General features: G+C 35.4%; 17 protein-coding genes and 1 tRNA gene. 8 read left to right on the top strand and 10 right to left on the bottom strand.

The features are described 5' to 3' along the window. Positions 1-9: 9 nt before the first annotated feature. On the bottom strand, positions 10-768 hold the full coding sequence (locus K9M53_RS05775; RefSeq protein WP_224018675.1) for a hypothetical protein: 759 nt from the start codon (positions 766-768) through the stop codon (positions 10-12). Positions 769-786: 18 nt separating this feature from the next. Further along, positions 787-2,274, bottom strand: a complete 1,488-nt coding sequence (locus K9M53_RS05770) for a type IV secretory system conjugative DNA transfer family protein (protein ID WP_224018674.1) — start codon at positions 2,272-2,274, stop codon at positions 787-789. A gap of 140 nt (positions 2,275-2,414) precedes the next feature. On the opposite strand from K9M53_RS05770, the gene K9M53_RS05765 reads away from it, so the two are divergent. After that, complete coding sequence (locus K9M53_RS05765; RefSeq protein WP_224018673.1) at positions 2,415-2,906, top strand: hypothetical protein; 492 nt, start codon at positions 2,415-2,417, stop codon at positions 2,904-2,906. 2 nt (positions 2,907-2,908) lie between these two features. Here the strand turns inward: K9M53_RS05765 and K9M53_RS05760 are convergent, their stop codons facing one another. The 4 genes from K9M53_RS05760 to K9M53_RS05745 form a co-directional block, all read right to left on the bottom strand. Beyond that, positions 2,909-3,184: a hypothetical protein gene (locus K9M53_RS05760; RefSeq protein WP_224018672.1), complete on the bottom strand. Its 276-nt coding sequence runs from the start codon at positions 3,182-3,184 to the stop codon at positions 2,909-2,911. Positions 3,185-3,186: 2 nt separating this feature from the next. After that, positions 3,187-3,456 (bottom strand): helix-turn-helix domain-containing protein, encoded by a 270-nt coding sequence (locus K9M53_RS05755; RefSeq protein WP_224018671.1) that lies wholly within the window; start codon positions 3,454-3,456, stop codon positions 3,187-3,189. Positions 3,457-3,547: 91 nt separating this feature from the next. Continuing rightward, on the bottom strand, positions 3,548-4,927 hold the full coding sequence (locus K9M53_RS05750) for a WG repeat-containing protein (RefSeq protein WP_224018670.1): 1,380 nt from the start codon (positions 4,925-4,927) through the stop codon (positions 3,548-3,550). Positions 4,928-4,942: 15 nt separating this feature from the next. Further along, positions 4,943-5,434, bottom strand: a complete 492-nt coding sequence (locus K9M53_RS05745; RefSeq protein ID WP_224018669.1) for a hypothetical protein — start codon at positions 5,432-5,434, stop codon at positions 4,943-4,945. Positions 5,435-5,697: 263 nt separating this feature from the next. Here K9M53_RS05745 and K9M53_RS05740 point away from each other — a divergent pair, with 263 nt between their 5' ends. Continuing rightward, a complete protein-coding gene (locus K9M53_RS05740) occupies positions 5,698-6,342 on the top strand; it encodes a recombinase family protein (protein WP_224018668.1) in 645 nt (214 codons plus the stop codon). A gap of 4 nt (positions 6,343-6,346) precedes the next feature. Here the strand turns inward: K9M53_RS05740 and K9M53_RS05735 are convergent, their stop codons facing one another. Together K9M53_RS05735 and K9M53_RS05730 are read right to left on the bottom strand one after the other, a co-directional pair. Then, a complete protein-coding gene (locus tag K9M53_RS05735; RefSeq protein ID WP_224018667.1) occupies positions 6,347-8,263 on the bottom strand; it encodes a hypothetical protein in 1,917 nt (638 codons plus the stop codon). 116 nt (positions 8,264-8,379) lie between these two features. Continuing rightward, a tRNA-Arg gene (locus K9M53_RS05730) sits at positions 8,380-8,453 on the bottom strand. A gap of 74 nt (positions 8,454-8,527) precedes the next feature. On the opposite strand from K9M53_RS05730, the gene K9M53_RS05725 reads away from it, so the two are divergent. Then, positions 8,528-9,001, top strand: a complete 474-nt coding sequence (locus K9M53_RS05725; protein ID WP_224018666.1) for a 23S rRNA (pseudouridine(1915)-N(3))-methyltransferase RlmH — start codon at positions 8,528-8,530, stop codon at positions 8,999-9,001. Between the two features lie 29 nt (positions 9,002-9,030). Then, positions 9,031-9,690 carry a rhomboid family intramembrane serine protease gene (locus K9M53_RS05720; RefSeq protein ID WP_224018665.1) on the top strand — a complete coding sequence of 220 codons (660 nt, stop codon included), beginning with the start codon at positions 9,031-9,033 and terminating at the stop codon, positions 9,688-9,690. On the opposite strand, the gene tilS is transcribed toward K9M53_RS05720, so the two are convergent. Next, complete coding sequence (gene tilS / locus K9M53_RS05715) at positions 9,676-11,013, bottom strand: tRNA lysidine(34) synthetase TilS (RefSeq protein WP_224018664.1); 1,338 nt, start codon at positions 11,011-11,013, stop codon at positions 9,676-9,678. The two genes, K9M53_RS05720 and tilS, sit on opposite strands and share 15 nt — an antisense overlap. Before the next feature lie 18 nt (positions 11,014-11,031). Next, complete coding sequence (locus tag K9M53_RS05710) at positions 11,032-11,343, bottom strand: tetratricopeptide repeat protein (RefSeq protein WP_224018663.1); 312 nt, start codon at positions 11,341-11,343, stop codon at positions 11,032-11,034. Between the two features lie 66 nt (positions 11,344-11,409). On the opposite strand from K9M53_RS05710, the gene K9M53_RS05705 reads away from it, so the two are divergent. From K9M53_RS05705 to ispE, 4 genes are all read left to right on the top strand, one after another. Further along, positions 11,410-12,153 carry an electron transfer flavoprotein subunit beta/FixA family protein gene (locus tag K9M53_RS05705; protein WP_224018662.1) on the top strand — a complete coding sequence of 248 codons (744 nt, stop codon included), beginning with the start codon at positions 11,410-11,412 and terminating at the stop codon, positions 12,151-12,153. An 18-nt stretch (positions 12,154-12,171) separates the two neighbouring features. Continuing rightward, on the top strand, positions 12,172-13,134 hold the full coding sequence (locus K9M53_RS05700; RefSeq protein WP_224018661.1) for an electron transfer flavoprotein subunit alpha/FixB family protein: 963 nt from the start codon (positions 12,172-12,174) through the stop codon (positions 13,132-13,134). Positions 13,135-13,193: 59 nt separating this feature from the next. Beyond that, the gene (locus K9M53_RS05695) at positions 13,194-13,784 is read left to right on the top strand and encodes a bifunctional nuclease family protein (protein WP_224018660.1); all 591 of its coding nucleotides are present in this window, start codon (positions 13,194-13,196) and stop codon (positions 13,782-13,784) included. Positions 13,785-13,934: 150 nt separating this feature from the next. After that, positions 13,935-14,759, top strand: coding sequence for a 4-(cytidine 5'-diphospho)-2-C-methyl-D-erythritol kinase (gene ispE, locus K9M53_RS05690; RefSeq protein ID WP_224018659.1), 825 nt, complete (start codon positions 13,935-13,937; stop codon positions 14,757-14,759). Positions 14,760-14,856: the final 97 nt, after the last annotated feature.

Here is a 14,856-nt window from a genome sequence, read left to right as displayed (position 1 = left end):
AGCTTTGGCCTATTTTGCCAGTATGGCTTCCTCTTCACCCATCATAGATGAAAGCAGTTGCCGTCTTAGATTTTCACTGCTGGGTTTCCTGCCGCGGAAATTTTCGCAATCTGTCATTTCCTCATCAAATACAAAATTTCTTTCCAGGCGTTGATTGAATATTTTCTGGTCAATCATGTTCATTATATAATTATCACCCGCGACATATTCAGCGGCATATCCCAGGGAATAAATTATACTTGAAACGACTAACAGGATACCTAGTTTTTGCTGCATAATCCAAAGCGCAATACCGATTAAAAAGAATAAAGCAGGTTCCACAATTGTTTCCACTTGCCGCCTGTTAAACTTCATTTGTCGACTTCCTAAAACGGGTTCATAAAATTTGGGATTAAGTGTTCCGCTGTAAACACTAAATTTTGCAAAGTCGAATACCGAAGGATTACGCTTTATTTTTTGATGATGCCCGTAACTGACAAAGAGAAAATAAACGATGAAAAGATACCATGTCCCATAGTGGAAAAGTGCAGTTGATAGGCCATCATGTCTGTACATTTTTGCGGCAAATTTTGCAGGAATTGCAAATAGTATGAAAGCTACAGTTATAGCAGAAATCATTTTAAAATAACGTTCACCAAAATCCTTCCGAATAAAAACCTCTAATAAAAGTCGCGGGTAAGAAGAAAGCATTAAAAAGAACGTCAGGAGATATCCCATTAATAAATTTTTACGTCCGAATCTGTGCCGGTAAAACATTTCTTTTTCCATGTGTATTATATTTTTAGGTTATGGTTTGAAATTTTGGTTGAAGGCAACTTTGAGATAGTTACCTTCTAATAAGTTGGCACTTTGTAAATGCATATATCCTTCCACAATAAAATTGTTACCCGGACTTCCATTTTTAAGCCTTGTAAATTGTTCAGGTCTTATTGCTTTATCAATTTTTAATGATTTAGTATTTGAACCGGAGAATTTACCGCTAAAACTTGCCGTCTTTGACGTATCTAAATAAAAAGCTTCCCCGATTAGTTCAGAAGCATATTTATTCGTTTCATTGTCAGCATTCGAATGAAATAATTTTGTTCCCAGTGTTCCCAAAAAGCTTTTCACTTTATAGTCTGCTTTAGGGCCACCCATACTGGCGTAATAATTCGGAAGGTTTTGAGAAATATATACAGTGGCGATTCTACTGCTGCGAGCTGTTGCCTGATAATCGGCATCATGGGGGTGAAGAAAATGCTGTGCCTCATCTGCCCATAAAAAAACAGGCACATCATTATCCCTGATATTTCTTTTTTCCATTGCACGTTGCCAGATATATTTGATGAGTATCTGACTGTCTCTTCCGACTTTGTGAAAGGTTTTCACGGGCAGATCAATGAGTATAATTTTTCCTTTAAGGCAATCCTCAGGAAGAAATGAAGAAGAATTGCTGCAAAAAAGTGAATACACAGGTTCGCGTAACAACCGATATAAAAAACCAGAAAAGGAGAAGTCTATGATTGACCTTGTTTTTTCTGCCAGTTTAAAAAGCGTCTCTTTAAAAAACTGGTAAATGATATTAAGCATTCTGGCTTCCGGAACATTTTTCTGAATGGTTTGATCAGCAATGCCAAGTTCAGTCATTCCAATAATTTCCTTATTTGAAAAATTGCTTTGAAATGCAGTGATTTTTGAAAAAACATTTTGAACAGCGCAAGAATAGGCTTTTTCAAAAGCTGTAAGTGTTTTCGAGTCATCCTTTGAATTATCGTTTTTATTGGGCAAGCTCTGAACAATGTCATAGAGCATTTGAATATTTACTTTGCCATAGGCAAGTAAGCAAAGATCTACAGAATTGGAAATGAGCATATCCAAGGCAGATTCCCAAAATTGATCATCTGATTGTCCATCCTTTTCTTCTCCCGCCTGTATAACCGCTTTAAGAATTTGAACGATATTTTCTGAAAGTGATTTACCGCTTTCCGTTTCCCTTGATTCATATTCAAGGAAATTAAAAAAATTATTATTATTGGGAGATACGACAATGAGATCATTCATTCGATTTGTAAGACGGCAATATTCTTCCCACAATTCACGTTCATCCGTCTTGGCAGTAAGTACAAGACCGCCAAAACCAGCGCTTAAATATTTTAATGCAAGAAAACGGCCTGATCCTGAAGTTTTTCCGGAGCCAATACCTCCGAATATTTGAGTTCCTTCCACAGCCTGGCGCGCTGTCCAGTTGTGACCTGAGAATTCAATAAGGATGGTATCAAGATTAAATTTATTCAAGGGCGAATAATGTTCGGTTAAGTTAAGGCCGAACCTACAAATTATTTGCTAATCAAGCCAGACTTTTATACCCAATCTATTACGGGGAAAACACCCTTGCACAAATGAAAACATTTTTGTAATTAGCTAAAAAATCAAACTTGGAAACGAATAACCAACTTTCTAAAGAAGAAATTGTCGACAATATTGCAAGTGACACACGTAATATTATTAAACCCAAACTTGAACTGATTAAAGAAATTCTGGAAGAAGGTCCTCGTCTTAAACCTCTAAATTTTAATCCCGCATCTGCTTTTGAAAGAATTGATTTATTAAATAAAGATATTCAGGAGGCCAGGATAGAAGCCTTTAAAAAAGTAGATTTTTTATCAAGAAGTTTGCCTGAAAGTGAGCAGGAAATTTTAAATCAAAGATTGATGGATGGAATGATTATTTATAAAAATCCCGATGAAAAAGAAAAAATTCCGGCAAATCAAAATTCTGTGAATGAAAAAAAGGAAAAGGTCTCAGAGGTTTCAAAGTTTACCGATGTTCCAAAACTGTACTCTCAATTTCTACCTGATTATTTAAAGCCTTTTAATATAAAAGAGTCAGGGAATAATCGAGATTCAATCGAACCCGAGAAAGAATAATTTTAATCATTTTCAAAAGAAATATCCCTGTCATCCCTGTCTTTTTCTTTAACATGTGAATGATTTTCTCTGAAATTACCCTTTAGATAGGCAGGCATTATACTCACTGTTTTTTCTAAATTAAATTCATTACGGCCATCTTTAAATCCTTCCGATCTTTCTGAAGCAGTAATTGCTTTGGAAATCGTATCTGCTAAATCAGGTAAATGCTTAGTTATAAGATAGCCCTCATTAAAACCTTTCTGATATTCCGGCGTTGGTGTTTGTTCGTTTTCCATTTTTAAAATGTTTCCCTCGCATTTTTTTCGAGATATTCGTTGATAGAGTTTCGGTCGTAAAGAATAGTTTTCTTCTGCGGATGCGAATAGCGGAGCTTTCCCTCATCTCTTAGCTTCTGCATTGTTGTTTTTGATTTGATGTTGAGAAGAGCCATAGCCTGCTCGTCGGTGATCCACTTGTCTTCTTTAAGTTGCTCTTTGATTTTAAGACGCTCATAGACCTCTTCTATAAGCGCGTAAAAGGCTGGTTCTTGTAAACAAATGACCTCCATATAACGGATAATTTAAAACCAAAGATAAGACCTAAATGAAATAAAAAAACCGGTCAAATGACCGGCTTGAAACGGGAAACGATAAACCTCACTACCATGCAGATTTTTCTGCCATCACTATCATAAAAATGCCATCTTCATTAATATAGCCTTTGCGGTATTTTTCTTTACCTGCTGCATCTTTGCCCAAATAGTATTCTACGTATGCAAGTTTAGCTACAGGATCAAAATAAGGTGCATTTCCTGCGCTGGCGCCCCAATCTCTAAAATAGGGTTCTACAAACTTATTTGTTCTTAAATCTATATAACCAAATGCCTGTTGGGCTGGCTCTTGTTTCGATTTACCGCGAACTCTGATTTTTCCATCATTAAAAGCATATTTATAATCCAGAATTAAAAGGTCAGATTTGATTCCCCATTTTTCTAGAAACTGCGTATGCGTATATATCTTTCCTAGCGTGTCCATAACAGAAGTTCCGTTGAAAGCATAACCTCTTAGGAACATATCAAAATCTTTGTCCTTTATTTTAAAAACGACATCTCCCTTTTTATTGATGTAACAGCTTTTATATTCTCCTTTATCTTTAGGAACAACCTTTGCAAATCCGCAAGAAAAGTTCATAGGTTCATTAGTATATTGACAAGGAATAACTTCTTTTCCCGTCGTATCAATAAAGCCATATTTAACTTCTCCATAGAAATCCTTCTTGCCTACACAAGCCATGCCATCAAAGAAAGGTTCTGCTACATCATAGATTTTATCGGTAATAGCTTTATTGCCTAAATTTCTATATCCATACAATTCCTTTCCATTCGCACTACGCTTCACTGTGATGCCAATATTTTCAGAAAGATTTTTCAAGTTTTCTTCGACTGAATAAGAATTTTGATCAACATCTACATAGACGTATTTCTTGTTTAAATAAAAGCTCACATATTTTCCATCGTATGAAAGCCCGTTAATTATAAATCCTTTTTTTATAAAAGAAGAACCAATAATCTCACCTTTATAGTTAATAAATCCATCTCCTGAAAATAATCCTGTACTCATTTCTCCCGAGTAAGAAGTTAGCTTATTCGTAAATTTTCGCTCGTATAAAAATTGTGGGCTTTTACTAAGAATAACGGTGTTGCCAAACCCTATAACTGTATTCCCTGTAGTGTCCATCATTGCATATTTGTTGCCTTTTTGAACGACAGCAGCGCCATGATTGAAGTTGTACATACGATCAACATCAAGTACTACAGCATTAGGAGATAAATCGCCAGGCTTAAGCTTAGCGTTTGTTGAAATCACATTTTTAATGGAATCGACATCATTTCTAATTTTCTTTTTTGCTTTAAAAATATCTGCAATTGTACTGGCTGTCTCTATCGCACGATCAATATTTTTATTAGTTTGTTTTATTTGGGCAGAAAGGCCAGCCATTAAGATCAAAGTGCTTAAAAGAGCTAAAAATAACTGTTTCATATAAGTGTATTTAATTTATTGTTTTATGAATTCATCTTTGATCATTTTCCACGAAGCCTGATCCTGCGCGCCATAGAAGAATACGAAATATTCGGATTTCACTTTTGAGAGCATTGCAATATCTGTCTCAGCGTTAAATGTTACATCTAGTGCTTTACTGTGAATATTTTTTATACTATCGAGTACAAAAATTTTTAAAGTACAACCCAAAATTCCGCATTCGCCCTCTTGATAAAAGATGAAGAATTTCTTAGTACCTAAATTGTAATTGGCAAATTTTGTATAGCTCTGTCTTTCGTCCGCTGACTCTAGCCACGGATATAAATTTTTTAGGCTATCGAAATCATTGAGTTTGTGAAGCTCAATAGAATAGGTAGTAGGTAGTGAGACATTTTTTGTCGATTTAGTAGATGTCGCGCTTTTTTTAACTGCTTTTGTTTTCGTCTGCGCAAAACTTGAAAACGTTACAAACATAGCGATCGTAACCATCGCAATAATTAATCTCATATTTCTGATTTTATTGGTGACAAAATTCTCTCTATGGAGAGTACGAATTTGCTAAATGGGATGAGATACTAAAGGTAGGAAAGATTCTATTTTTGCGTTTATATATGAACGTTAGTATATACAAATTTCGGTATAATTAACCAAAATCAAAATGTCCTAAAAGCCTTATCTATTGAGTCTTTACAAGATATCTTTTTAACAAAAAAGAGTAAAAATGTGGATAAATAACCGTTCGTTAATATATACAGTTTATACTTGTTTTTATGATCAAAAATGCAGTGGCATATTACCGTGTCTCAACGAAAAAGCAGGGCATTAGTGGGCTAGGTTTAAAGGCGCAGGAATATTCTGTTCGGACCTTTGCAAAGGGAAACAAATTTAAAATTGCTAAAGAATTTATTGAGGTGGAGAGCGGCAAAAAACGAAGTCGACCAATTTTGATAGAAGCTATAAAATACTGTAGAGAAAAAAAAGCAACACTTATTATCGCAAAACTCAATCGCCTCGGTAGAAACGTAGCTTATGTATCAGCATTGATGGAAGACAAGTTCAATATCATTGCGGTTGAATATCCATACGCTAGTAAGTTTCTTTTACATGTCATAGCTGCCTTTGACCAAAACGAGAGAGAACAAATTAGTAAGAATACAAAGGCTGCTTTGGCGGTGGCAAAAAAGAGAGGTGTGCGGCTAGGAGAATTTGGAAAAGTTCTTGCTAAGCGTAATATCAATCGCTCGAAGATTTTTTTAGAACGCATGAAGCCAATTCTACTACGATTGAAAAGGCTTGGCTTTAAAAGTGCACAATCAATAGCCGATGAATTAAACAAACGTAAAGTCAAGACTTATCGAAAAAATGGAAGTTGGCAAACTGGGTCAGTATATATTTTATTGCGAAAAATTTCATGAAATTCTAAATTTTTCTTTTCATGTAGCTCTGTTTTTTTTTGGGTTTATCGCCTCCTTTATCAAAAAAAGCGTCAATCTCTTTCATATAACTTCTTGAATTCAAACTTACAGTGTCGGTATTTTTCAGGTCTTTGTGAATATTTAAATCATCTTCGTAAAAAAGTCCTAGTAATGCAGTCTCGTCCAAATTTGTCAGTCTTTTGTCCTGATATAAAGGAATTCTCCTATCTAGATAATCTATGAACTCTTGTTCGGAATCTATAATTTCACTAAACGCCATTAAATCATAAATATTAACAGCCCATGCGAATTCAACATTATTTTCAATTACCCCAAATTGTTGAAGTTTATCAAGCGAACTTATTAATCCACCCATATAAGAAAAACTAACAGATATTCGATAAACATTTTTTCGATTGATTGGACTTATCTGAACTAAATCGCATGAAGTAAAAAAACTATCTTCATTATCTAATGCAAAACGGTAAGCCCGATAACTTTGACAAATTGCATCGCCTATTAATTTGGTTAAATCGGAATGCAATGTTAAAAGCGCACCTCTTTTTGCTTTTTCATTTAATAGACCGGATTTCACCTCGATAAAATAGGTAGCATTCTCACTAATTCCTAAAATATCTAACTCATAGTTACCATCTAAGGCTTTAGCACATTTAATATCTACATTTGGTGTGGGGTAATTGTATTTAACATTTGGATAAAATTTGGCTCCAGGCAACATTTTTTCAAACAACGTTTTTACCTTTCTTTCAATAAAATTATCTTTAGAAATAAGTACACGGTTGTTTAAAAAAGACTTGTTATAATATCCCAAATCAGCTTGACGAATTAGATTCATAGCTATTCTGATATAATTTCTTGCACCGAGATACATCGAAAATAGGTAGTAATTCTCATCCTTCCCCTGAACAATTGGATAAGAAAATATTTTGCTATCATTTAAAATTTCACAATTACCAAATTCAGTATTATCACCAAACTTCAAGCTCAAAACTTCAACTACTTTTTTTTGGACCTCATTAAGATGTCTTATCCTGTAAAGTTTTTCAAAAGAACTTATTTCTAGTACATAGTATAATGCAGGCATACCATTTTCGATAGCAAAGCCAGGATTTTGTTGCAAAAAACTTTGTGGTGTGTTGTTTTCTGAAAGCTGCCATTTTCTAAAGCTATTTAAGAAGATGGGATTAGGTTTTCCCTCTTTACTAGTTAATCTAGAACGAAATGAATATTCTAGGTCTTCAATAGTTTTAATTATATCTCCGGAATTAAAGCCAAAGTGCTTTTGAAAAAAGGTATCGTGAGAGGAAAATAACTCGGCAAATAATTCTTTTATATGTTTTAAGTATCCTTCTCCACGTATATAAAGTGATTCCGAAATCATACCGGCACGAATTTCAGCTTGAACATCTGGAATTTGCTTATTTACATTTTCAAAAAGATAATAATATTTAAAGTCATTACGGATTTTTTTGATAAGCTCATAAATTTTTTGGAGTACTTCTTTAGTTGGAATAACTGTGCTTTCATTATCAAATGCTAATGCAATACTTTGACAATATTCCATTGAAACCTCGGGGTCGCTTTCATCTTTTTCAGGATTATTTTCCATTTCTTCGAAAGCAAGGGAGGCTATGCCTGCAATTATATAAATCTTATCGTGAGAATTAATTAGGTTCTTTACTCTTTCAATATCCTGTTTAATTTCTTCGTATAGTTTGGGACGATTTTCTTCAATTTGAAGCATCCAAGCTGCATGCTCTTGTTTAGACATTTTTAATCTAGTAAAGACATTTTTTCCCTTTCTTATAACTTCATAATAACCACCATCAAAATAATCATCATATTCTTTTTTACTTTTCTTTTTTTTGACCTTCTTTTTTCGAATTGGACTTTTGGGCATTTTTTGATTGTAAAATTAATATAATTAAAAAGTCAAAAATTAGGTAAGCGTGCGCAAATGGTGCGCAAATTAAAAAGGGTCTCAACGAAAAAACGTTGAAACCCTTGTCTAGCTTGTGACCGCGTTAGGATTCAAACCTAAAACCTTCTGATCCGTAGTCAGATGCTCTATTCAGTTGAGCTACGCAGCCAATGGGCGGCAAAGATAAAGATTTATTTTATCGTACCCAAGCGTTTTTGCAAATTTGCCATTGAAATTTTATACATGAAAATTGAACTTTGGACCATCGGCAAAATGCATGATTTTTATGTAAAAGAAGGAATCGATCTTTTTACCAAACGCATTACAGGATATTATCCTGCGGAATGGAAGATCATTGCTCCTCCAAAAAATGCAGGCACATTAAGCGAAACGGATCTAAAAAAGAAAGAAGCAGAGATCATTTTATCTGCATTAAAAAAAGAAGACTATTTGGTTTTGCTGGATGAAAGAGGCAAACAATTAAGTAGTGAAGAGCTGGCTACATTTATTCAAACACGAGGAAATGAAAGTGTACGCACTATAGTTTTTTTGATCGGGGGCGCTTTTGGGGTAAGTAAGGAAATTGCAGGAAGAGCCAATTATACCTGGAGCTTATCCCGGCTGGTTTTTCCGCATCAATTAGTGCGCTTATTATTATCGGAACAAATCTATCGTGCCTGTTCTATCCTCCGCAACGAAAAATATCATCACAGTTAATTATTACTTAGTTTTGAAAAAAAATGTTCATGAATTTAGGCGACTTCAGCAATTTCCCCGCAACCATTATTATACTTCTCATCAATATCATCGTTTCATTACTTGGGTTTTACAATAGGAACATCACCGAAAAAGCCATTATGTGGCCCTATGGAGTAAAACGACATCAACAATATTATCGCTTCATAAGTTCTGGTTTTATACATGCAGATTTTATGCACTTGTTCTTTAACATGTTTACCTTTTATTTTTTTGGACAGAACCTGGAAAAGATATTTATATATGGAAGACTTGGCGGCTCTATAAGTTTTATAATTCTATATTTTTTAGCGCTGATTGTTTCTGATCTGCCGAGCTATTTTAAACATAAAGACGATTCCAATTATTTATCGCTAGGAGCTTCCGGAGCAGTTTCTGCCGTGGTTTTTGGTTCTATTCTGTTTATGCCCTGGGACAGTATTTATATTTGGGGGGCAATAAAAATTTCAGCGGCTTTATATGCAGTACTCTACATTGTATACTGTGTATATATGAGCAAGAGAAACATTGGCAATGTCAATCACGATGCGCATCTCTGGGGTTCGCTATTCGGGCTGATATTCACTTTTCTAATAGTAGCAGTTTTGCAACCCGACCTGATAGGCTTGATCCTTGAACAATTAAAGCATCCAAGTTTACTGGGAAATTAAATTCACTTGCAGAACATTTTCTGTAGAAGGGATGATCTTAAAACGATCATCAATACGCAACCCGACGATCCATACAATTCGTTTATTGCTTTCAAGCACCCACACTTTTTCTTTATCGGTAAGTGATAATTTCTGATCGATAAAAAAGCGACTCAGCTTTTTCTTTTTTTTCATACCCAACGGATAAAAATAATCTCCTTGTTTCCATTTGCGTAACAATAACGGAAATTGTACTTCTGAAGCATCAAGTTGCGCAGTCAATTGAGAATTGATTATTGAATATTGAGTATTTAGTATTTTATTTATTTCAAGAGCTCCATTTTGGAAAACTATTCTTTTATCGCATTCTTCAATTAAAATATTGCCGGCTTCTTCCGTTTTATTAGGTGAAACAATCAACCAGTTACGATTTTTAATAATTCTGTAAGAAGATGACTGAACGTATTTGCCCGACTCGCTCTGCAATAACGCAATTATTTCATTTACCTGTTGTGAGGAAAAACCAAAGTCTTTAATGATCTCGTAAATAATGGTAGCTAAAGGCTTTGACTGTAATAATTTCAATACAGGAATATGAAATTCATTTCCTTTTTTTTCTACTAATTTCTTTTTATGAAGATCGATGGACTGTTGATATAACAACTCAACATCTTTGAATCGCTCAATATTATCAATCAAATTTTTCTCTACCTGCGGAAATGTTTTTTGCAGATCAGGGATCAATTGATTACGAAAATAATTGCGTGTGTATTTATTGGAAGTATTCGACGAATCTTCTACAAACGATAAATCATTTTCTTTTGCGAAAGCTTTGATCTCATCTTTTGTTGCAAACAATAAAGGCCTGATTATCTTATTGTGTTTTGGCAAGATGCCATGCAGCCCACTAATGCCGGTTCCTTTAAAAAAATTCATTAATACCGTTTCGATATTATCATTAGCATGATGGGCTGTAACCAGATATAGGAATGAAGAAGCACCATTTATGATCTCTTTAAACCAGCTATACCTCAGTTCTCTCGCAGCTTCCTGCACACCGGCTTTTGTTTCTGCTACATACTTGTTGGTATCAAATTTTTTAATAAAGACTTCAACATTATATGTAGTTGCTAAGTTCCTTACAAATTGTTCGTCCCGTTCACTCTCCTCTCCTCTTAATTGAAAATTACAATGTGCTATTGTAAAATCATAACCCGCCTGTTTACAAAGTTCACACAACACAACAGAATCTACTCCACCGCTAACGGCAAGGAGTAATTTATCTTTTGGTTGAAAAAGATCTTCTTTTTTAATGTAGTCCTTAAACTCTTTTAACAGATCCATTCGTAAAATTTAATAATATCAATCCATCAAATCATCATACGCTGTCTGCAATTCGCTGTATGCATGATTATCACCTGCCTGTTTTGCTTCCTTCATTCCTTTTTCATAAATAGTAATCGCAGTCGTTCTATCGTTTATGCGTTCCAGTAACTTTCCTAAATGATAGTAAGATCCCACATAACCCGGTTCCGTTTGCAGTATATCTTCAAACAGTGTTCTCGCAGTTGCATCTTCACTTATTTTTATATATTCCAATGCCAAGGCATGCTTTAAAAAACTGTCATCCGGATTACTTTTTAAAAACTCTTTTAACTTTTCAATTCGTTCCACTTCTATTTTATTTTTAAATTTATATCCGGTATATTTAATATAAATATTGCTTATAAATTTCGCTATATGAAAATATTAGTCTGCATTACTAAATCGCCGGATACAACGGCAAAAATAGCTTTCACAGATAACAATACGAAATTCGCTGCGGATGGCGTACAATGGATCATCAACCCTTACGATGAATGGTATGCCCTGGTAAGAGCAATTGAGTTAAAAGAAGCGGATGCTTCGGCGGTTATTCATTTGATAACTGTGGGCGCTGCAGATACAGAACCTATTATCCGAAAGGCTTTGGCACTAGGCGGCGACGAAGCCATTCGCATAAATGCTGAAAGCAGCGACAGCTTTTATATCGCTTCACAAATTGCAGAAGTAGCCAAAGAAGGTAGTTACGATCTGATCTTCACAGGTAAAGAAACCATCGATTACAATGGATCCTCCGTTGGCGGCATGCTGGCAGAGTTATTAGAACTCCCTTATATTTCACTGGCTACAAAATTTGATATCGCTAACGGGCAAGCTACCGTTATTCGTGAAATTGAGGGCGGGGAAGAAACCAACCAGGCACAGTTACCCGTAGTAGTTAGTTGTCAAAAGGGGGTTGCAGAGCAACGCATTCCTAATATGAAAGGTATTATGGGAGCAAGAAGTAAACCATTAAAAGTTATTGACCCTACCACTATTGAGCCTTTGACTTCTATAAAGTCGTTTGAATTGCCTCCGGCAAAATCAGGTGTTAAATTAATTCCTGCAGATACTCCCGAAGAATTAGTAAGATTATTGCACGAAGAAGCGAAGGTCATTTAATCATTTAATTAATCCATTATGTCAGTATTAATATATATAGATCAGTCCGAAGGACAAATAAAGAAAACTTCTTTTGAAGTAGCATCGTACGGAGCCAAAGTTGCAGAATTGTTAGGCACATCTGCAGAAGCAGTTATTCTGGGAAGTGTGAGCGACGATTTAGCAGCATTAGGAAATTACGGCATCAGTAAAGTTCATACTGTAAAAAATGATTCATTGAATCATTTAGATGCGAAAGTCTTTGCTAAAGTAATTGCAGAAGCGGCTACATCCATAGGTGCGAAAGTGATCATCTTCTCGAATAATTTCACCGGCAAAGCAATTGCGCCAATAGTAAGTGTAAAACTAAAAGCAGGCTTGGTTTCGGGGGCTATTGCCTTACCGGATGTAAGCAATGGTTTTACTGTAAAGAAAAACGTTTTCAGCGGTAAAGCTTTTGCGAATGTTTCCATCAATACCGATATCAAAATCATCGCTCTTAATCCTAACTCTTACCCTGTTACAGCAACTAACGGTACTGCACAAGTGAGCGAATTAAACATTCCCGTTGAGTCCCCTAAAATAAAAGTAACAGCTACCAACAAGTTAGAAGGAGAAATCTCTTTAAGTGAAGCAGAATTAGTAGTAAGTGGTGGGCGTGGTTTAAAAGGTCCTGAAAACTGGAGCATTGTAACGGACCTTGCCAAAGCATTGGGAGCTGCAACGGCGTGTAGCCGTCCTGTAGCAGATTCCGGCTGGCGACCACACCACGAACATGTTGGACAAACAGGCTTAGCCATTGCTCCCAATTTATACATTGCCATTGGTATTTCAGGAGCTATACAACACCTGGCTGGAGTTAATAGAAGTAAAGTAATTGTGGTGATCAATAAAGACCCTGAAGCTCCTTTTTTTAAAGCTGCCGATTACGGAATCGTTGCCGATGCATTTGAAGTTGTTCCTAAAATAACCGAAGCTGTAAAAAAGCTAAAACATCTGTAAAACTGTACACAAAAAATTCAATTATACAAGCTAAAAAACCTTAGTTTCGTACTTGATTTATGAAAAAGATTGAACTGGAAATAGTTGCTTTATCGCATAGCATTACGCAAACCCATTCGTATGCCGTAGTGCTGGGCGAAATAAATGGATTACGCCGTTTACCTATTGTTATCGGAGGTTTTGAAGCGCAGGCAATTGCCGTAGCGTTGGAACGAATGAGCCCGAGTCGCCCGCTTACACACGACCTGATGAAAAATTTCATGCTTGCTTTCAATGTAGAATTGCATGAGGTTATTATCAGCGATCTGCAGGAAGGAATATTTTACAGCAAATTGATTTGCAGCAGCGAAAAAGATACCGTTGAAATTGATTCCCGTACCTCTGATGCCCTGGCATTGGCGGTGCGTTTTGGCTGTCCTATTTATACCTACGAAAATATTTTAGACAGCGCCGGCATTTTAATGGAAGACGATGAGAAGAAAAAGAAAACCACCGCTGCAGCGCCGGTAACCACCGATTCAGCAAATAGAGATGATCTAAAATCACTTTCAATAGAAGAGTTGAATAATTTGCTGAATGAAGTATTGGAACATGAAGATTACATCAGAGCCATTGCTATACGTGATGAGTTGAAGAGCAGAAAGAAATGATTTTTTGGTACAGGCATTCGTTTTTCATGGCATCATCGTTGTGTCACATTTCTTTCATCGGCATACCAATATTCATCTTTAATTGTAAATATTGTTTACAAGCTTTAGATCCCCATCACAATTATTAATTCTTAATTACTAATTAAGCCAATGCTTTCTTTTCCCAACTGTAAAATAAATCTTGGCTTACATATTCTTGGTAAAAGAGAAGATGGGTTTCACAACCTCGAAACTATTTTCTACCCTGTTCCAATAAAGGATGTGTTGGAAATACTACCAAATCCAAATGCAACACAGGATATAATTTTTACCAATACCGGACTCATTGCTGAACAGGATACAGAAAAGAATATTTGCAGCAAAGCCTACCATCTTTTAAAAAAAGATTTTCCTCAATTGCCTGCTATAAAAATGCATTTACACAAAACCATTCCTTTGGGTGCAGGCTTAGGCGGTGGTTCTGCAGATGGTTCGTTTACATTAAATTTATTGAATGAGAAATTTCAATTGGGTTTATCATCACAACAACTTATAGAATATGCATTACAGCTAGGCAGTGATTGTCCATTTTTTATTATAAACAAACCTTGTGTTGCAACAGGTCGCGGTGAAATACTGGAAGAGATCAGGATTGACCTATCGAATTATCAATTAGTACTGGTAAATCCGGGTATTCACGTAAATACAGGCTGGGCTTTTTCACAATTGAAAAATTTCACCCCGGAAAGCTCTCTTAAGCAGATCATTCAACAACCGGTTATCTATTGGAAGGAATTATTAAAAAACGATTTTGAAGAACCTGTATTCCGGCAACATCCTGCCATTCAGCTTATAAAAGATAAATTGTATCAGCAGGGAGCTGTATATGCTGCCATGAGCGGAAGCGGAAGCAGTATGTTTGGATTATTTGAAAAAGGTCAGATACTACGCAACGAATTTGACAGGAATTACTTTGTCAGCATCCTTTCCTTATAAATGAAACAAACTGTTAATATAAACTACCTGTATTCTAATTTTATGAGCGGTTGTCGGTTTTTAACCAAGAGTAAATAAATTGCAGGTTATAAATTAA

The organism is Ferruginibacter albus (assembly GCF_020042285.1).
Classification (GTDB): domain Bacteria; phylum Bacteroidota; class Bacteroidia; order Chitinophagales; family Chitinophagaceae; genus Ferruginibacter; species Ferruginibacter albus.
The sequence above is the reverse complement of the archived record's forward strand: the minus strand, read 5'-3'. Positions and strand labels throughout refer to the sequence as shown.